This window comes from Streptomyces sp. NPDC058469 (assembly GCF_042721125.1).
GTDB lineage: Bacteria > Actinomycetota > Actinomycetes > Streptomycetales > Streptomycetaceae > Streptomyces.
Genome location: NZ_JBHXME010000023.1, coordinates 36,437 through 56,183 on the forward strand (window position 1 = coordinate 36,437; position 19,747 = coordinate 56,183).

12 protein-coding genes are annotated in these 19,747 nt (G+C 68.2%); 9 read left to right on the plus strand and 3 right to left on the minus strand.

Annotated features, from left to right (window positions below):
* Positions 1-48: 48 nt before the first annotated feature.
* Positions 49-774, plus strand: coding sequence for a response regulator transcription factor (locus ACFWP5_RS14010; RefSeq protein WP_384154827.1), 726 nt, complete (start codon positions 49-51; stop codon positions 772-774).
* Positions 771-2,306 carry a sensor histidine kinase gene (locus ACFWP5_RS14015; RefSeq protein ID WP_384154829.1) on the plus strand — a complete coding sequence of 512 codons (1,536 nt, stop codon included), beginning with the start codon at positions 771-773 and terminating at the stop codon, positions 2,304-2,306. The genes ACFWP5_RS14010 and ACFWP5_RS14015 overlap by 4 nt, the downstream gene beginning before the upstream one ends.
* A 49-nt stretch (positions 2,307-2,355) precedes the next feature.
* On the opposite strand, the gene ACFWP5_RS14020 is transcribed toward ACFWP5_RS14015, so the two are convergent.
* Complete coding sequence (locus ACFWP5_RS14020) at positions 2,356-4,623, minus strand: NEW3 domain-containing protein (RefSeq protein ID WP_384154831.1); 2,268 nt, start codon at positions 4,621-4,623, stop codon at positions 2,356-2,358.
* A 207-nt stretch (positions 4,624-4,830) separates the two neighbouring features.
* Positions 4,831-5,388 (minus strand): hypothetical protein, encoded by a 558-nt coding sequence (locus ACFWP5_RS14025; RefSeq protein WP_384154833.1) that lies wholly within the window; start codon positions 5,386-5,388, stop codon positions 4,831-4,833.
* Between the two features lie 397 nt (positions 5,389-5,785).
* Between ACFWP5_RS14025 and ACFWP5_RS14030 the strand changes: the two genes are divergently transcribed.
* The 3 genes from ACFWP5_RS14030 to ACFWP5_RS14040 all read left to right on the plus strand — a co-directional run bounded on the left by ACFWP5_RS14030 (position 5,786) and on the right by ACFWP5_RS14040 (position 10,753).
* The gene (locus ACFWP5_RS14030) at positions 5,786-6,715 is read left to right on the plus strand and encodes a lytic polysaccharide monooxygenase (RefSeq protein WP_384154883.1); all 930 of its coding nucleotides are present in this window, start codon (positions 5,786-5,788) and stop codon (positions 6,713-6,715) included.
* A 323-nt stretch (positions 6,716-7,038) separates the two neighbouring features.
* Positions 7,039-10,311 (plus strand): GH92 family glycosyl hydrolase, encoded by a 3,273-nt coding sequence (locus ACFWP5_RS14035; RefSeq protein WP_384154835.1) that lies wholly within the window; start codon positions 7,039-7,041, stop codon positions 10,309-10,311.
* 67 nt (positions 10,312-10,378) lie between these two features.
* Entirely contained in the window at positions 10,379-10,753 is a 375-nt protein-coding gene (locus tag ACFWP5_RS14040) for a hypothetical protein (RefSeq protein WP_384154837.1), read from the plus strand.
* A gap of 7 nt (positions 10,754-10,760) precedes the next feature.
* On the opposite strand, the gene ACFWP5_RS14045 is transcribed toward ACFWP5_RS14040, so the two are convergent.
* Positions 10,761-14,555: a GH92 family glycosyl hydrolase gene (locus ACFWP5_RS14045; protein WP_384154839.1), complete on the minus strand. Its 3,795-nt coding sequence runs from the start codon at positions 14,553-14,555 to the stop codon at positions 10,761-10,763.
* 370 nt (positions 14,556-14,925) lie between these two features.
* On the opposite strand from ACFWP5_RS14045, the gene ngcE reads away from it, so the two are divergent.
* The 4 genes from ngcE to ACFWP5_RS14065 all read left to right on the plus strand — a co-directional run bounded on the left by ngcE (position 14,926) and on the right by ACFWP5_RS14065 (position 19,669).
* Positions 14,926-16,377 carry an N-acetylglucosamine/diacetylchitobiose ABC transporter substrate-binding protein gene (gene ngcE / locus ACFWP5_RS14050; protein WP_384154841.1) on the plus strand — a complete coding sequence of 484 codons (1,452 nt, stop codon included), beginning with the start codon at positions 14,926-14,928 and terminating at the stop codon, positions 16,375-16,377.
* A gap of 49 nt (positions 16,378-16,426) precedes the next feature.
* Positions 16,427-17,353 (plus strand): carbohydrate ABC transporter permease, encoded by a 927-nt coding sequence (locus ACFWP5_RS14055; RefSeq protein ID WP_384154843.1) that lies wholly within the window; start codon positions 16,427-16,429, stop codon positions 17,351-17,353.
* 4 nt (positions 17,354-17,357) lie between these two features.
* Positions 17,358-18,284 (plus strand): carbohydrate ABC transporter permease, encoded by a 927-nt coding sequence (locus ACFWP5_RS14060; protein ID WP_384154846.1) that lies wholly within the window; start codon positions 17,358-17,360, stop codon positions 18,282-18,284.
* 185 nt (positions 18,285-18,469) lie between these two features.
* Entirely contained in the window at positions 18,470-19,669 is a 1,200-nt protein-coding gene (locus tag ACFWP5_RS14065; protein ID WP_384154847.1) for an ROK family protein, read from the plus strand.
* Positions 19,670-19,747 lie beyond the last annotated feature (78 nt).

Below are 19,747 nucleotides of genomic sequence, written 5' to 3' on the forward strand. Positions count from 1 at the left end.
ACATGTGGTACACAGGATTCCCCCAGCGGGCCGGGACAGTATCGAGACATGACTGGCACCTCTGGGTCCCGAAGCAGCCGAGTCCGTGTGCTCATCGTCGACGACGAGCCCGCGCTCACCGAGCTGCTGTCCGTCGCGGTCACCGAGGCCGGCTGGCGGCCCTACCCCGCGCCGGACGGGCACAGCGCGCTGCGGATCGCCCGCGGCTGCGCCCCGCACGCCGTCGTCCTCGACGGCATGCTGCCCGACCTGGACGGCGTACAGGTGCTGCGCAGACTCCGGTACGAGAGCCCCAGGCTGCCCGTCCTCATGCTCACCGCCCGCGACGCCATCGAGCACCGCCTCGACGGCCTCGAAGCGGGCGCCGACGACTACGTCACCAAGCCCTTCTCCCTGGAGGAGGTCGTGCTGCGGCTGCGCGGACTGCTGCGCCGGGCGGGCGGCGAACGGACCCCGGCCGACGACACCGTACGGGTACTCGGCGACCTCGTCCTGACCGGCGAGACCCGCGAGGTCCGGCGCGCCGGTGAGCCGGTCCAGCTCACCGCCAAGGAGTTCGACCTGCTCACCCTGTTCCTCGACCATCCCCGCCAGGTGCTGAGCAAGGCACAGATCCTCGACCAGGTGTGGAGCAGCTGCTTCGACGGCGGCGGCAACCTCGTCGAGGTCTACATCTCCAGCCTCCGCCGGAAGATCGACCGGGGCCGGGCGCCGATGATCCACACCGTGCGCGGGATGGGATACGCCCTTCGGCCCGTGGAGGACGGCAGATGAACCTCCTGACCCGCAACCGAGGCCGCCTGCACGGCCGTTCACTCCGCACCCGCCTCCTCCTCTTCATCAGCGCCGCCCTCGTCGTCGTGTGCGCCGCGATGGCCCTCACCACCGTCTTCGTCCAACGCGCCTATCTGCTCGGCGACTTGGACGGCCGGGTCGGCAACGCCGCCGAGCGCAGCCTGGGCGGGGCCCAGCACCACCCGGACGCCGCCGGGGACCTCGGGTTCCTCATGGAGAACGGCCACGCCGTCGGGACGCTCGCCGCGCGGTTCGACGACAAGGGCTCGATCATCGCCGCGGCCGTCGTCAGGCAGGACGCCCCGCCCCAGAACCTCACCACCGCCCAGCGCGCGGCCCTGGCGGGCGTCACAGCCGACAGCGCGATGCACACCCGGACCGTGCCCGGCCTCGGCACCTACCGGCTCACGGCGCTCGACACCAATGGGGTCCGGGTTCTCACTGGGCTCCCGATGGACGACGTACAGGACATGATCAGCGGTCTGGTGGCGGTCGAGGCGGTCGTCGCCCTCGCCGGACTGACCGTGGCGGGCTGCCTGTGCGCGGTCGTCATACGACGGCAGCTGCGGCCGCTGGGCCGGGTCGCCGCCACCGCGGTCGAGGTCTCGCGCTCGCAGCTCGGGCACGGCGAGGTCACCGCGCTCACCCGGGTGCCCGAGCGGGACACCGACCCCGGCAGCGAGGCCGGTCAGGTCGGCGCCGCGCTCAACCGCATGATCGACCACGTCGAGTCCTCGCTCGCCGAACGCCAGCGCAGCGAGGAGCAGATGCGCCGCAGCGAGGAGCGCATGCGCCGCTTCCTCGCCGACGCCAGCCATGAACTCCGCACCCCGCTGGCCTCCATCGCGGGCTACGCCGAGCTGATGAACCGCGGCACCGACCGCATCGAACCGGGTCTCGCCTGGCGCCGGGTCACCGCCGAGTCGGCGCGGATGACGGGCCTGGTGGAGGACCTCCTGCTGCTCGCCAGGCTCGACGAGGGCCGGCCGCTGCAGTCCGCCGAGGTGGACCTCGCGGCGCTGCTCGCGGAGGCGGTGTGGGACGCGCGCGCCGCGGGCACCGGCCACGAGTGGCAGCTCCAACTCTCCCTGGACGCCCCGGCCCTGGTCGTCGGCGACGAGGCCCGCCTGCATCAGGTGATGGCCAACCTGTTGGCCAACGCGCGTATGCACACACCTGTCGGCACGACGGTCACGGCGAGCGTCGAGGCCACCGCCGGCCACACCGTCGTCATCCGGGTACGCGACGACGGCCCCGGCATCCCCCCGGCCCTCCTCCCCACGGTCTTCGAACGCTTCACCCGCGCCGACGCCTCCCGCGCCCGGGCCGGCGGCAAGGCGGGCGGCTCCGGCCTCGGCCTGGCCATCGCGACGGCCATCACGGGAGCACACGGCGGCCGTATCGACGTGACCAGCGTCCCGGGCCGCACGGAGTTCACCATCGAACTCCCGGCGGTCGCCGAACTCCCGCCCGCCGAACCGGCGATGCGCGCCCGCACGGCGCCGGTCTAGGAGAGCACCGGGCGCCGGACGGACGCCGTCCGCCATCGTCGCCGTAGGCCTAGGGAGTGGTCGTGAACGCGTCGAAGTCGGCCTCGCCGGTGGTGCCCGAGGCGTGCGAGGTCTGGGTGAGGCCGACGTCCTGGGTGGCCGCGGCGGTCGGGACGGTGATGGTGCCCACCAGGTTCCAAGTGGCGTTGTCGGTCGAGTAGTAGCCGCTGTAGCCGGTGCCATTGCGGACGAGCTTCAGCCACGAGGGGTAGGCGGCGGTGCCGGCGGAGTCCTGCGAGTCCAGCTTTCCGTCGCCGTCGCTGTCCCAGTCGAGGAGATAGCCGTTGCCGGGGGTCGCGACCAGGGCCAGGTAGCCGGGTGAGGTGTTGGGCTGGGTGATGTCGTTGCGGACCATGATCCCGGCCTTCGCCCAGACATCCGTGTCCGACTGCGAGTCGAGCTTCACGGTCGTCACCGAACCGTCGTGCTCGGCTCCCGGCAGATAGACCGAGCCGTACTCGTTGGTGCCGTTGTACAGGTCCGCACCCTGCGCCCGGATGCCGAGCTGGGTGCCGGACTCGCTGAAGCCCGCCGTGGTGGAGGCGAACGTCCGGTACGGGGCGGTGACTTGGTGGTTGACGGTGATCGTGTCGCCGGCGGTCAGCCGGGTCTTCCCCGCCGACCGGAAGCGGTAACTCGCCGTCCCCTGGAAGTCGCTGGAGGCGAAGAGCTTCGCCGAGGGCGGGATGGAGACGGAGTAGGTGACCTTCAGCGCCCGCCCGCCGTGGATCGTCCGGGCCCGCGTCGCGGAACGCGTGGTGATCTTCGTGCCGGCCGGCCCGGTGAGGGTCAGGGCGGCATCGGTGATCGGCCGTGACCCGTTGTCGGACAGGACCGCGGTCACCGTACGCGTGGTGCTGTCGCTCGGCGCGGACGCCCAGTTGAGCCCGAACGAGACATCCGGAGCCGCGCCGGTCACCGTGCGGTGGGTGCCGTGGACCCGGTACAGGACCACACCGTGCGCCGGCACGTCGGCGGCGATCCGGCCCGCCGACTCGGTCAGCCCATGGCTCCACAGATCCCGCAGGGCGTAGTCCCGTGCCGCGGGCAGACCCAGCGCGGACGCGGTCGTGGCCACCTCCCGGGGAGCCGACCCGGTGTTGAACAGCCCGACCACGACGTCCCCGTCGGCCTCGGTCTTGGCGAACACCTGCGCGTTCGCGTCCGAGGAGATCCGCTTGGCGTCGATGCCGTCCTGGTCCACAGCGAGGACGTCGGTGTTCTTCAGCAGGGCGAGGTCGGCGGGGTCGAGATGGGTCAGGTCGGTGCCGAGGACGAGCGGGGAGGCGGCCAGCGACCACAGACTCATCTGCGTCCGTCGCTCGTCGGGAGTCAGCCCGTTGTTGTCGCCGTTCCCGATCTCCAGGGAGTCGTAGTCGTTGTAGCCGCCGGGACCGCCGTACGGTGCCCAGGCCGCGACCTGGTCGAAACGGGACGCGACGGAGGCCCAGGTGGTAAGCGGGTAACTGCTGTTGTCCGGACCGCAGTAGCACTCGACGTCGCCGCCGGTGCGCCAGCCGTTGGAGAGTTTCTTCCAGGTGGCCGCGTTGTTGATGTCGAGGTTGTTGGACAGCTCCAGATGGATCGGCCGGCCGGTGTGATGCAGCGCGTCTGACCAGGCCTGGACGTCCTGTTGGTCGGACGTGCCGACACCGTCGATCTTCAGGTAGTCGATGCCCCACCCGGCGAACTGACCGGCCCACGAGTCGACGAACGTCTGCGCTCCGGGCTTGGTGTAGTCGATGCCCACCATCCCGCCGCAGTTGTAGTTGCTCTCCGTCGTCGTGGTCGCGATGTCCCGCGCGTGGTACGGGGTTCCCTTGATCTCGGTGTTCTTGGCGACCGCCTGCTGCGAGATGCCGGGAGTGACGTACAGGCCGAACTTCAGCCCGAGGGAGTGGACATAGTCGGCCACGACCTGGACGCCGTTCTCACTACCGCGGGGCGGGAACTTGACGGGGTCGGTGACCCAGCGGCCGTACTGGTCGACGTCCGGCCCCTGGCTGCCTGGGCACTGGTACCAGAAGTCGTCGACGTTGGCGTAGACGAAACCATTCTTCGCCAGACCGCTGGTCTTGAGCGCCTTCGCCTGCGCCTCGATGGTCTGCGCGGTCGGATTGCGGCGGACGAAGCTCCAACTGCTCCACCCGAGCACGGGTTTGACCCCGACACCGTTGTCATCTGCTTGCGCCGACTGGCCGCCGGTCGCGGTGACTCCCATGGTGAGCAGCAGTGCTCCGGTGAACGCGGCCAGCACACCGCGGATCTGTCTTCTCATGAGCTGTTCCTCCATCGCAACGCCCACTCGACTCAGAAAACGTCAAGAACCAACCCCGTGGACGCGACAAGTGAACAGGACCGAACGTCAGTCACCACATAGCGCGTTTGGCCAAGACTGGGTCAAGTCTGTGGGGTCACTGTGACGACAGGGGGGAGAGAGTCCCGTCCGGCCCACCCCGCGCACCGGCCCGTTCGACCGCCGCGATCAGCTGCCGCCGGCCGCATGGCCACCCAGCAACCGCGCCTGCTCCAGCTTCAGTTCACCGAAACCCTGCCGCGCGTACGCGGCCAGCTCCGCGCTCGGGAACGCGACCAGCGACAGATGCTCCGAGAAGTCCCCCCGCGCCCAGCGCGCCGCGGTGATCTCGTATCCCGCCGCGTGCGCGCACAACTCCAGCAGCAAGGGCGGCATCTCCGGTTCGCGCAGCAGATCCGCCCGCCCGACGACGAGTTCGCGCATCTCCCGCAGGACCGGCAGGAAAACAGCCGTCACCCACAGCCGCCACTCCGTCAGTTCCTCGTCGGTCGGCGGAGTTCCGTCACTGAAGGGCGAGATGCCTCCGGGTCGGGCGTGCCCCTCCACGAACGCGGCGAAGGTGCGGGCGTTGGCCTCCGTCAGCGCGAACAACGGGCCGTAGAAGTCGCTGAGTTGGCGATTGACCCGGGAGAGCCGCTCCTGCCGCTGTGTCAGACGTAGACCGTTGAGGTACGTGGCGACATACCCGGCGAAGGTCAGCGCGACCGTGACGACGACTGCGATCATGACGGGATCGTATGAGACGCCGTTCCCGGACAAGCCCGCCCCGAGCGCCACTTCGAGTGCCGCCCGCCGTTTACAGCCTACCCAGTCCGCGCTAACTTCACGGGCAAGTGGGGTGGGAGCGCTCCCACCCGCCCGGCGGTCCGGAACCCGCCGGGTGGTCGGGTCGCCCCACCCCACGTGTCCACCTCCGCACGTTCCTCCCACCTGCCGACCGAAGGGACGTAGAACTGTCATGTTCGTGACAAAAGTGAACCCACCTCCGAGTGTCGTACCGCGATTACCGCGCCCCACCCCCCGCCGAGCCCTCTTCCTCGTCCTCCTCGCCCTGCTCACCACCGTCCCCGCCCTGGCCCTGATCCTCGCCACCGGCGGCCGGGCCGAGGCTCACGGCACCCCCATGAAACCCGGCAGCCGCACCTTCCTCTGCTGGCAGGACGCGCTCACCGACACGGGGGAGATCAAGCCCGTCAACCCGGCCTGCAAGGCGGCCCAACAGGTCAGCGGTACCACGCCGTTCTACAACTGGTTCTCCGTCCTGCGCTCCGACGGCGCCGGCCGCACCCGGGGCTTCGTGCCGGACGGTGAGTTGTGCAGCGGCGGCAACCCGAACTTCACGGGCTTCAACCTCCCGCGCGACGACTGGCCGTTGACGCATCTGACCTCCGGCGCGACGGTCGACTTCTCGTACAACGCCTGGGCGGCGCACCCGGGTTGGTTCTACGTCTACATCACCAAGGACGGCTTCGACCCGACCAGGACGCTCACGTGGGACGCCATGGAGGACACCCCGTTCCTCACGGTCGACCACCCGCCGCTCAACGGCACCCCGGGCACGGTCGAGGCCAACTACTCCTGGACCGGGCAGCTTCCGGCGAACAAGTCGGGGCGCCACATCATCTACGTGGTGTGGCAGCGCTCGGACAGCGCGGAGACCTTCTACTCCTGCTCGGATGTCGTGTTCGACGGCGGCAACGGTGAAGTGACGGGTATTCACGACCCGGGCAACCCCACCGACCCGGTACCCGGCGTCTGTTCGGCGACCCGGCACACGACCGGCACCTGGCCCGGCGGCTACCAGTCCGAGGTGACCGTCACCAACTCCGGCGACGTCCCGATGCTCGGCTGGATGGTCAACTGGTCGCTCCCCGGCGGCCAGTCGGTCGCCAGCCTCTGGAACGGCAACGCGACCTACAGCGGCCAGGACGTGATGGTGCACAACGCCGACTGGAACGGCTCACTGAGTCCGGGGCAGAGCGCCACCTTCGGATACGTCGTGAACGGTGACGGCGGAGACACGGCAACTGCCTTGCCCTGCCAGGTCGGTTGAGCCGGTGCTCGGGGCGGACCCGGTGGTCGGGGGCCACCGGGTCCGCGAGCCGGGCAGGTGATGGGGGTGAACCTGCCCGGGTGGTGCGTGGCTTGGGGCGACGCTGTGGTGCGACAACGTTGTCGAATGGTCTGCATATGACTCTACCGTCCCAACGGACAACGATGTCAAGCCAGTTGGCCAGGGTGGGCCGTCCGAGTGTCCACGCCGTGTGCCCTCACCTGCCCACGCGCTCTTCCGTGGTACGGGTGGCGCACGTTACTGTCCCTGCGGCTTGTGCGACCTGTGGTGCGCGACCCGTCCGAAGGAGGAGGGGCCGCGTCATGCGTTTCCGTCCCATGTCCCTAATGCTCGCCGCCGCACTCGCGGTCGGCGGTGCCACCCCCGCCCTGGCGGCCACCGCCGCCCCACCACAACTCGTCAAGGACCCCAGCGCCTACGTCGATCCGCTGATCGGCACCAAGAACGGCGGCAACGTCTTCCCGGGCGCCGTCGTGCCCTTCGGCATGCTCTCCTGGAGCCCGGAGAACACCAGAGGCAGCTCCACCAATACGGCCGCGCCAGGCGGTTACCAGTACGACGCCACCCGCATCCGCGGCTTCAGCCTCACCCACATGTCGGGCACGGGCTGCGCGGGCGGCAGCGGCGACATCCCGTTCTACCCGTACGCCGGTGACGTCACCTCGTCACCCGCGAGCGACACCAAGGACGCCGTCTACGCCTCCGACTTCAGCCACACCGACGAGACCGCCGAGCCCGGCCACTACAAGGTGGGCCTCGCGTCCGGCGTCACCGCCGACCTCACGGCGACGGCCCGCACCGGCTCCGGCCGCTTCACCTACCCGGCCGACAAGCCCGCCTCACTGCTGATCCGCACCGCCAACTCCGAGGTGGGGTCCGCCGATTCGTCGGTCACCATCGACCCGAAGACCCGTACGGTCTCCGGCTCGGTCACCTCCGGCAACTTCTGCGGCTACCTCGACCCCGAGGGTCAACGCGCCTACTACACGCTCCACTTCACCGCCACCTTCGACCGCGCCTTCAAGACGACCGGCACCTGGCAGGACGACAAGCTGACCCCGGGTTCCACCTCCGCGACCGGCGGCACGGGCGGCTTCGCCACCGGCGGCCGGCCCGTCGCGGGCAAGGGCGCGGGCGGCTACGTCGAGTTCGAGCCCGGCACCGGACCGGTCGGCGTCAAGGTCGGCATCTCGTACGTCAGTCAGGCCGGTGCCAAGGCCAACCTCGCGGCGGAGAACCCGCCGAAGCGCTCCTTCGACGCCGTCGAGGACGCCGCGCACCGCGCCTGGCGCGACCAACTCGGCGCGATCAGGGTCGGCGGCGGTACAGACACCGAGCGCACCACCTTCTACACCGCGCTCTACCACTCCCTCCTGCACCCGAACGTCATCAGCGACGCCGACCGCAGATACACGGGCAGCGACGGCAAGGTGCACAAGGTGAGCCGCGGCCACCAGGCGCAGTACGGCACCTTCTCCGGCTGGGACATCTACCGCTCCCAGGTCCAGCTGCTCACCCTCCTCAGCCCCCGCACCGGCTCGGACATCGCGCAGTCCCTCTACGAACTCGCCCAGCAGAACGGGGGAGTCTGGGACCGCTGGCTGCACGGCGCGAGCGGTACCCATGTCATGAACGGCGACCCCTCACCCACCGCCCTGGCCGGCATCCGCGCCTTCGGCGGCACGGACTTCGACCTGAAGGGGGCCCTCGCCTCCCTCGTCCAGGCGGCGACCGTACCGACCGCGCAGGACCTGTCCTCCTCGGGCAAGCCCGTGCTCTCGGTGGGTCAACGCCCCTCCCTGGACAAGTACTTGAACCTGCACTACATGCCGTCCGTCTCCAACGCCTGGGGCGGCGCCGCCGAGACGCTGGAGATGTCCACGGCGGACTTCGCGCTCTCCCAACTCGCCACGGCGGCAGGGAAGAAGAGCACGGCGTCCGACTTCGCCCAGCGTGCCCAGTGGTGGCAGAACAACTTCAACATCGCCGCCGACCCCACCGGCGGCTACATCGCCAACCGCAAGGCGGACGGCAGTTGGGTCACCGGCTTCACCCCGGGCACCGGCAACGGCTTCGTGGAGGGCACGGCCGCCCAGTACACGTGGATGGTCCAGCACAACCCCGCAGGCCTCTTCGCGGCGATGGGCGGCACCGACAAGGCGCTCGCCCGCCTCGACTCCTTCTTCCATGAGGCGGACGGCAGTTGGGCCTTCACGGGCAGCGGCGGCGACAAGTCGGAGCTGGACAACGAGCCGTCCGTCAACGTCCCCTACCTCTACGACTACGCGGGCGCGCCCTACAAGACCCAGGAGACGGTCCGCGCGGCCATGAAGCAGCTCTGGTCGACCGACCCCGCCGGCATCCCCGGCAACGACGACCTCGGCGAGATGTCCTCCTGGTACGTCTTCTCCGCGCTCGGCATGTACCCCCAGGTCCCCTCCCGCGCCGAACTCACCCTCGCCTCACCCCTGTTCGAGCGCATCGAGATCAAGCGCCCGCACGGCAACGACATCTCCATCCGCGCGAAGGGCGCCGCGACCGACGCCCCGTACATCCAGTCCCTGAAGGTCAACGGCCGTACCAGTGACCGCCCTTGGCTCTCGTCCTCCCTCGTCAAGAACGGCGGCACCCTCGACTACACCCTCTCCACCACCCCGAACCGCACCTGGGGCAGCGCCCCGGCCGACGCCCCGCCGTCCTTCCGGACCGGTGAACAGCCGTACCAGATCGGCGTCGGTCCGACCGCCGCGACCCTCGCGCCCGGCGACACCACCAAGGTCAACATCAAGGCCCTGTCCCTGAGCGGCGGTACCGGACCCGAGGTCCGCTACAGCGTCGAGACACCCGCCGGAGTCACGGCGACTCCCGCCCAGGGCACGGTGACCGACGGCTCCCAGGACATCACCCTCACCGCCGCCGACGACGTCCAGCAGGGCTTCTACGACGTGAAGGTCACCGTCACCTCGGGCGACACGTCGTACGAGCAGCCGGTGTCCCTGACGGTGGCCGCGCCCGGCACCCTCCTCGCCGCCTACAACAACACCGGTGTCTCCGACGACACCGGTGAGCACGACGAGGCGGACTACGACGGAGGCGGCTGGAGCTACTCCCTCCAGGCCCTCGCCGCGGCCGGGCTGACCCCGGGCGGCACGGGCACGGTGGACGGCCTCGGCTTCACCTGGCCCGCCTCGCCGAACGGGCGCCCCGACAACGTCTCGGCGGCCGGTCAGACCGTCCAACTCCCGCAGCCCGCAAGCAGCTTGTCGTTCGTCGGCAGCGCGGTCAACGGCAACCAGCAGACCAAGGCGACCGTCACCTACACCGACGGCAGCACCGACGCGATCGACCTGTCCTTCACGGACTGGACGGTCGGCGGGGGCGGCGGCACCGTGCAGTACGGCAACGAGGTCGTCGCCCGGGCCGCGTACCGCAATGTCGCGGGTGCGGACAAGGATCCGGTCGTCACCTATGTGTTCGCCACCAAGCCGTTCGCGGCGCCCACGGGCAAGACCATCAAGAGCGTGACACTTCCGGACGACCCGGATCTCCATGTGTTCACCCTTGCGGTGAACTGACGTCCACAATATGTGCCCTCGTCCGTTCCGGTGGCGGGGGCACATCGTCGCGTGCGAGCATCCGCAGATGGTGAAACGGCCGCAGCTGCCAGAGGAGTTCCGGGCCGAGGCGCGCACGGCCTTCGCGTTCCTGGTCGGGGACGAGGGCTTCGCGCCGCCGGAGGACATAGACGGCGGTCTGCGCTATCTGCGCGCCGACCTCATGGTGCGCGTGTGGTTCCTGGGCGGCGCCGAATCAGAGGTCCTGACACGACTGATCCCCCTGGCGCCGGACGGCACCAGGGGGAGCGGGGCGTGGCTCGACGACCTGTACAAGGCCGCCGCGTGCGGCCCGGCCCAGGACGTCCCCGTCTTCGCGTCGACCAGAAGAGGCGTGCTCAAACGGGTTCACCAGCACGCGGAGGCGTTGCGCCGGCTGCTGCCCCGCCTCCCCGTGCCGTGACCGTGCCTCAGGCCAGCAGTTCCACCTCCGCGAGCGTCGAGGAGCCGTCCAGGACCAGGCGGTAACGCGCGTACGAGCCAGGTGACTTGACCGAGAAGACGCGTGTCTGCTTGTCCCAGGTGAAGGACTCGCCTGAGCGCTTGTCGAGCGTCTTCCACGTGGTGCCGTCGGACGAGCCCTGAAGGGTCCAGCCGGTCGGTGCCTGTGTGTGGTCCGCCGACGACGTCAGCGTGTACTGGATGCCCTTGGTGGCCTTCGCTACCGGCAGGTCCACCGAGGTCGCCGTCGCGTCCGTGGCCGACGTGTTGTCGAACAGGGCTCCGACACCCGCGAGTTGGTCGGAGCGGGGCGTCGCCACCTTGTCGTTCTTGGTGATCGACACCGGCGCGGCGTTCTTGCCGCTGCCCCACGACGAGGGCTTGGAGCCCATGGAGAAGTCCAGCACTCCGCCCTTCTCCAGCAGGGAGTGGGGGAGTGAGGTCTTGGTCCAGGTCTTGCCGTTGACCTTCAGACCCTGCACGTAGATGTTCTTCGTGCTGTTCTTCGGCGCCTTGACGACCAGGTCCTTGCCGTTCTCCAGGTGGACGGTCGCCTTGGTGAACAGCGGGGAGCCGATGGCGTATTCGCCGCTGCCCATCACCAGCGGGTAGAAGCCGAGCGCGGAGAAGAGGTACCAGGCCGACTGCTCGCCGTTGTCCTCGTCGCCGTGGTAGCCCTGCCCGATCTCGCTGCCGGTGTAGAGGCGCGACATCACCTCGCGCACGTCCTTCTGGGTCTTCCAGGGCTCGCCGGCCGCGTCGTACATGTACGTGACGTGGTGGGCGACCTGGTTGGAGTGGCCGTACTGGCCCATCCGGACGTCCCGCGCCTCCGTCATCTCGTGGATGACGCCGCCGTAGGAACCGGCGTTCTCAGGTGAGGCGGTCTCGGGGGTGCTGAAGTACTGGTCGAGCTTGTCGCCGAGGGCTTTCTGGCCGCCGTAGAGGTTGGCGAGGCCGCGGCTGTCCTGCGGGGCGGTGAAGGCGTAGCCCCAGCCGTCGGTCTCCGTGTAGTCGTAGCCCCAGATCTTCGGGTCGTAACTCGCCGAGTCCACCCGCCAGTTGCCCTTGGCGTCCTTGCCCTGGAAGAACCCGGCCTGCTTGTCGAAGAGGTTCACGTAGTCCTGGGCGCGGTTGAGGAAGTACTCGGACTCCTCCTTGTAGTGCTTCTCGCCGGTCTTCTTGTAGAGGGCCTGGCCCATCTGCGCGATGCCGTAGTCGTTGACGTAGCCCTCCATCGCCCAGGAGAAGCCCTCGCCGGTGTCGGTGCTGGTGTAGCCGAGGAAGGGCGAGGTGGTCATGCCCTTGCGGCCCACGCCGGATGCGGGCGGGACGACGGTCGCGTTCTTCACGGCCGCGTCGTACGCCGACTTGGCGTCGAACTTCACGCCCTTGACGTACGCGTCCGCGAACGCGACGTCCGAGGAGGTGCCCGTCATCAGGTCCGCGTAGCCGGGCGAGGACCAGCGCGAGGTCCAGCCGCCGTCCTTGTACTGCTGCACGAACCCGTCGACCATCTCACCCGCCTGACTGGGCGTCAGGAGCGAGTAGGCCGGCCAGGTCGTCCGATAGGTGTCCCAGAAGCCGTTGTTGACGTACACCTTGCCGTCCACGATCTTCGCGCCGGTGTGGGTGGGGGTGTCCGGACCCGGCATCGGGGAGAAGGGCGAAGCGTACTGGTACTTCGAACCGACCTTCTCGAAGCCGGAGTTGGGGTACAGGTACAGCCGGTACATGCTGGAGTACAAGGTTGTCAGCTGGTCCGGCGTGGCGCCCTCCACCTCGACCTTGCCGAGCAGCTTGTCCCACACCTTCTGGGCCTGCTTCTTCACCGTGTCGAAGGAGGTGCCGTCCGGGATCTCCTGGCTCAGGTTGTCCTTCGCCTGGTCGACGCTGATCAGTGAGGTCGCCAGGCGCAGGGTGACCGTGTGGTCGGCGCCCGGCTTGAACTTCAGATAGCCCTTGACGCCGCTGGAGGAGCCGTCCGTCACCGGCGCGTCGAACACGCCGTAGACGAAGAGCCGGGTCGCGCCCGTGGACAGCCCGGACTTGACGTCCGAGTAGCCGGTGACGGTCCCGTTCTCCTTGTCGAGCGTCAGGCCCGCCTGCTCGGTGACGTTGTCGAAGATGACGCTCGCGTCGTCGCCGGGGTAGGTGAAGCGCAGCGAGGCCGCGTGGTCGGTCGGGGCCATCTCGGCCTTCAGACCGTTCTCGAACGTGACGCCGTAGTAGTACGGGCGCGCGGTCTCGTTCTCGTGCTTGAACGCCAACTTCCGTGCCGTGGGGTCGGTGTTGGGGGTGCCCGAGGCGGCCGACGGCATCACCTGGAAGGTCTGCCGGTCGCCCATCCAGGGGCTGGGCTCATGGCTCAGGCTGAGCGCCTGGAGCGTCGGCAGGTTGTCGTCGTTGTTCGCACGTGCGTAGTCGTAGAGCCAGCTGAGCGACGACGAATTCGTCACCGGCGTCCAGAAGTTGAAGCCGTGCGGCAGCGCCGCGGCGGGGAAGTTGTTGCCGCGCGAGAAGCTGCCGCTGGAGTTGGTGCCCCGGGTGGTCAGCGCGTAGTCGGACAGATGCGCCTTCGGCTTCTCGGGCGCCACCGACTTGAGGCTCACGTCGTCCAGCCAGCCCCGGAACTTCGCCGGCCCGCTCGGGGAGTCGTAGTCCAGGAGAATCCGGTCGACGGTCTTCCCGGCCGCGACCGAACCGATCCGCGAGAGGACGTTGTTCCACTGGTTGACGTAGAGGATCTTCGCCGTGCCCTGCCCCTGCGGAGTCAGCGCGAAGCCGTGCGAGTCGCTCGCGCCGAGGTCGCTGAGGTAGGTGCCGTCGGTGAAGGCGAGGTCGACGGAGACGTTCGTGGCGTCGTAGTCGAGATCGCCGTCGGACATCTGCGGGAAGAGCCGGTAGGAGAGCGCGGTGTCCCTGCCGACCGGCACGTTCACGTCGAAGACCTTGTTGTACGAGTACGCCCGCCCTGTGGCCGTGTGACGGCCCGCGTAGCGCAGTGCGCGCTTCCCGGTGAAGCCGGCGCCCGCCTTGGCGGTGGGGGAGCCGCTGGGGCCCCGGTCGACCAGCGAGAGCATGTCCTCGGGGACCGGGGCGGTGCTCCCGCCCGTCGAGAACTGGACGTCGGCGAGCTGGAGTATGCCGCTCGCGCCGTTGTTCTTCGTGATGTCGAGCCGGAAGTGCTGGTACTCGGCCGGCTCGGCGAGGTCGTACGACTTCGTCTGGAACCGGTCGGCGAAGCTCTCGCCGGAGCGGGTGTCCAGGGTCTTCCAGTCCTTGCCGTCCGTCGAGCCCGACAGCGTCCAGTCCTTCGGATCGCGTTCGGCGAAGTCGTTCGCCGAAGTCAGGGCGTACGTCACGATCTTGGCCGGTTTGTCGAGGTCGAACTCGACCCAGCCGGTGGGCTCGAAGGTCAGCCACTTGGTGCCGGACTCGCCGTCGACGAGGTTCTCCTTCACCTCGCCGCCGCCCGTGTTCTCGGAGCTCGCCCGGACGTCGGTGACGTGGTCGGTCACATTGCCCGGGATACCGGTGCTGTAGCCGCCGTCGACGCCCGAGGCGCGCTTGCCGCCGTCAGGCGCCGTGTCGACCGTGTTCAGCCAGTCCGGTGCCGGATCCCCCGACTCGAACGAGGAGGCGAACTCCCCGCCGGCGGCCGGGGCCTTCACCGGGAGGGCGACCGCCACCCCCTGAGAACCCACGAGCAAAGCCAGTGCGGCGGTCGATACGACCGCCGGACCCCACCATCTGTGATGCATACGAGGGCATCCTCCCTGCACGCTGGACAACGTTGTCAGCTTCGATGCGCAAGGAACAGTAGGGAGTCAAGTGGCCTGGTGTGTCAAGGGTGTTGAGTGAGGCATTCGAGGGCAATAGCGAGGATTTCTCCGTCATCGAACACACAGAGCGTTCATATTTCCGCGAGGTCTCACTTCGGAAAAGACCGACAACCCACCCTGCATTCGATCTTGCTCTGTCGACCGGAAGTGGACTATACCTGTCGCGTTCGACACCGCTCTCGAAGCAGCACGCACGAAGTACCTCCTGCACGACCAAGCTCGACCTGACCGCGGTGCCGGGGAGGATCCGGTTCACCGCCTGAGTCCTGGAGAAGGCGAGGACTTGAGCATGGGATCCACTTCCGCCGAGAACAACGGTTCCAAAGGCGTCGGCCGCCGTGACCTGATCAAGAGGTCGGCCGTACTCGGTCTGATCTCCGTACCCACGATGAGTTTCCTTTCGGCCTGTGCGAGCAGCGACAGCGGCTCGGACAAGAAGGCCACGGCGGGCACGAAGACCGCCAAGAACCCGCTCGCGGTGAACGCCACCGCGCAGATGGAGTTCGTGCTCTTCGACGGCGGCTTCGGAAAGGAGTACGCCCAGGACGCCGTCAAGATCTACGAGAAGGACTTCCCCAAGGCGAAGGTCAAGTTCTCCGCCACGCAGAAGATCCAGTCGACGCTGCAGCCCCGCTTCAACCAGGGGACCCCGCCGGACCTGATCGACAACTCCGGTGCCGAGCAGATGGACATGGGCGTCCTGGCCGGCAAGAAGCAGCTGACCGACCTCACCCCGCTGCTGGACGCCCCCTCCTACGACGACCCGTCGAAGAAGGTCCGCGACACCCTGCGGCCCGGCATCGTCGAGATGGGCCAGCTCGACGGCGACCCGGTCTGGATCATGTACTACGCCTACACGGTGTACGGCGTCTGGTACTCGCAGAAGGCCCTGGACTCGCTCGACGAGAAGTACCCCGAGACCTGGGACCAGATGCTCGCGGTCTGCGCCAAGGCCAAGAAGAAGGGCATGGCGGGCTGGACGTACGCGGGCAAGTACCCGTACTACCTCCCCTTCTCGCTCTACCCGATGATCGGCAAGGTCGGCGGCCGTGAGGTCCTCGACGCGATCGACAACCTGGAGCCGAACGCCTGGAAGCACCCGGCCGTCAAGGCCTGTTTCGAGGCGTACTACGAGCTCTTCAAGAAGGGCTACATCCTCAAGGGCACGCCCGGCATCGACCACATCCAGTCGCAGACCGCGTGGGCCCAGGGCAAGGCGCTGTTCATCCCGAACGGTTCCTGGGTGGAGAACGAGTCCGCCAACGTCATCCCCAAGGACTTCAACCTCGCCGTCTCCGCGCCGACCGGCATCGACAGCTCCGACAAGCTGCCCTTCGGCACCATCTGGGCGTCCGGCGGTGAACCCTTCATCGTCCCGGCCAAGGCGGCGAACGCGGCGGGCGGCATGGAGCAGTTGCGCATCATGCTCAGCGAGGCCTCCTCGAAGAACTTCACCAGCAAGGTGAAGTCGCTGACCGCGTACAACGGCGGCACCTCCGGGATCACCCTCACCCCGGGCCTCACGTCCGGTGTGGCGGCGCTGAAGCTGGCCGGTGCCAACGTGCTGAATCCGCGCCTCCAGGACTGGTACGTGCAGTTGCAGAAGGAGCAGATCGGCGTGGCGGGCCTCGGCGAGATGATGGCCGGGCGGGCCACCCCGGCGGAGACCATCAAGAAGATCCAGGGCTACGCCGACGCGACCGCCAAGGACACGTCGATCAAGCACTACAAGCACAGTTGAGGATCCGTCACCAGCGGCGGCGCCCGCCCAGAGATCGGGGTCGGTAGCAATGCAGCACGGCAAGTACCGGTTCATCGTGGGGTTCCTGACGGTTCCCCTGGGGCTGTACGCGCTTTTCGTCGTATGGCCGTTCATCCAGTCCATCTACTATTCGTTCACGGACTGGACGGGGCTGAGCCCGGAATTCAAGATGGTCGGCTTCGACAACTACAAGAGAATGTTCCACGACGAGATCTTCTGGAAATCGTTGCAGCACAGTCTCTTGTTCGCGTTGGTGCTGCCGCTGGTGACGATCAGTCTGGCGCTGTTCTTCGCGTTCATGATCAACGTGGGTGGACGGCGCCGGGCGGGCGGCCCGGTGATCTCGGGCGTCCGCGGCTCCTCGTTCTACAAGATCGTCTATTTCTTCCCGCAGGTCCTGTCGATCGCGATCGTCGCCCTGTTGTTCGCCTTCGCGTACAACCCGGACAGCGGCGCGATCAACTCCCTGCTCCGCGGGATCGGGCTCGACAGCCTCCAGCCGCTGTGGCTCGGTGATCCGAGCCTCGCCCTGTGGTGTGTGATGGGGGTCCTCGTCTGGTCCTCGGTCGGTTTCTTCGTGGTCCTCTTCTCCGCGGGCATGGCGTCCATTCCCGCGGAGTTGTACGAGGCGGCGCTGCTCGACGGCGCCAACCGGATGACCACGTTCTTCCGCCTCACCCTGCCGCTGCTGTGGGACACCGTGATGTCCGGCTGGGTCTACATGGGCATTCTCGCGCTGGGCGCCGAGTCGTTCGCGGTCGTACAGATCATGACGACCGGTCCCGGCGGTCCCGACTACTCGACCACCGTCCTGGTCCTGTACGTGTACCAGAAGGCGTTCCGGGACGGACAGGCCGCCTACGCGACCACCATCGGCGTCGCCCTGCTCGTCGTCACGCTGGCCTTCGCCGCCATCGTGATGCGACTGGGCCGCCGTGAGCGGCTGGAGTTCTGATCACATGAAGACGACCGAGCCCCCCGCCCCCGTGCCGGCCGAGTCCGGTGTCCCCGTCGCCGGGACCGGCACAGCGGCCGGGAATTCGCCGAAGCGGAAGAAGAAAGAGGGCACAGTCCTCAACGCCTTCTCGCACGGCATGCTCATCCTCTGGGCGTTCATGGTCGTCATGCCGCTCGCGTGGGCGGTGATGACGTCCTTCAAGAGCGACAGCGCGATCTTCAGCTCGCCCTGGGCGCTGCCGGACAAACTGCACTTCGACAACTGGGCGCGGGCCTGGACCGACGCCAACATGAGTGATTACTTCTTCAACACCATTCTGGTGGTGGCGGGTTCACTCATCGGCACGCTGGTGCTCGGTTCGATGGCCGCGTACGTGCTCGCCCGGTTCGACTTCCCGGGCAACCGCTTCATCTACTACCTGTTCATCGGCGGCATGAGCTTCCCGGTCATGCTCGCGCTGGTGCCGCTGTTCTACGTCGTCAACAACCTGGGCCTGCTGAACACGATCCACGGTCTGATCCTGGTCTACATCGCGTACTCGCTGCCGTTCACGGTCTTCTTCCTGACCGCGTTCTTCCGGACGCTGCCGACCTCGGTGGCGGAGGCCGCGTTCGTGGACGGTGCCTCGCACACCAGGACGTTCTTCCAGATCATGCTGCCGATGGCCAAGCCCGGCCTGATCAGCGTGGGGATCTTCAACTTCCTCGGCCAGTGGAACCAGTACATGCTCCCGACGGTCCTGAACACCGACCCGGACAAGCGGGTCCTCACCCAGGGCCTGGTGCAGCTCGCCGCCAGCCAGGGCTACAAGGGCGACTGGTCCGGGCTCTTCGCCGGCCTGGTGATGGCCATGCTGCCGGTGCTCGCCGCGTACATCGTCTTCCAGCGTCAGGTCGTGCAGGGCCTGACCGCGGGGGCGCTCAAGTAGCCGCTCACGCCGACAGCATGTGCAGCCGCTCCCGGCCTCTCGGGAGCGGTGTCCACGTATGTGTCCGAGAACCCGGATGCGGTTCAACCTCTTGACGGGAGGCAGCCCGAACGGCTCAGCTTAGAGTTCACTAGTTGGACATAGACGGGGCCTCATCGATGCGGTCCCGCGCGCAGGAGGTCGTCGTGGAGACTCCGGGGTCGCAGTCGTCGCTGCACCGAGCCAATCTCGAACGGGTCGTGCGAGCGGTGCGGTTGGCCGGGTCGTTGACACAGGCGGAGATCGCGAGGACGACGGGCCTGTCCGCCGCGACCGTCTCCAACATCGTGCGCGAGCTCAAGGACGGCGGAACGGTCGAGGTCACCCCCACCTCGGCGGGCGGCCGCAGGGCCCGCAGCGTCTCCCTGAGCGGGGACGCCGGCATCGTCATCGGCGTCGACTTCGGGCACACGCATTTGCGCGTCGCGGTCGGGAATCTCGCCCACCAGGTGCTGGCCGAGGAGTCCGAACCCGTCGATGTGGACGCCTCCTCGACGCAGGGGTTCGACCGGGCGGAAGAGCTGGTCAACCGGCTGATCACGGCGACCGGAGTGGACCGCTCCAAGATCGCCGGGGTGGGCCTCGGCGTGCCCGGACCGATCGACGTCGAGTCGGGCACCCTGGGCTCCACCGCCATCCTCCCGGGCTGGACCGGCACCAGACCGGCGGAGGAGCTGGGCAGCCGTCTGGGCGTACCGGTGCACGTGGACAACGACGCCAACCTGGGCGCCCTCGGTGAGCTGGTCTGGGGCAGCGGGCGGGGCGTCAGGGACCTGGCGTACATCAAGGTCGCGAGCGGTGTCGGCGCGGGACTGGTCATCAACGGCCAGATCTACCGGGGCCCGGGTGGCACAGCGGGAGAAATCGGGCATATTACTCTTGATGAGTCCGGCCCTGTCTGCCGCTGCGGAAACCGGGGCTGCCTGGAGACCTTCACGGCCGCGCGCTATGTGCTGCCGCTGCTCCAGTCCAGTCACGGCACCGACCTGACCATGGAAGGAGTCGTGCGGCTGGCGCGGGACGGAGACCCTGGTTGCCGTCGGGTGATCGCCGACGTCGGCCGACACATCGGCAGTGGAGTCGCCAATCTCTGCAATTTGCTGAACCCGAGCAGAGTGGTCCTCGGTGGCGATCTCGCCGAGGCCGGTGAGCTGGTGCTCGGGCCGATCAGGGAGTCTGTAGGCCGCTACGCGATCCCGAGTGCGGCACGTCAACTCTCCGTTCTCCCGGGGGCACTTGGAGGCCGTGCGGAGGTGCTCGGAGCACTCGCTCTCGCACTCAGCGAGATGGGTGATTCGACCCTTTTGGACGGGTCGCTGACTGCGGCGACACCTGTCTTCACTTAGAGAACGCACGACGCCGTTGCCATCTCGTTAAGTATTTACTTCTTGACGCCGAACGCGCGGCCGAGTTGACTTCCAGCC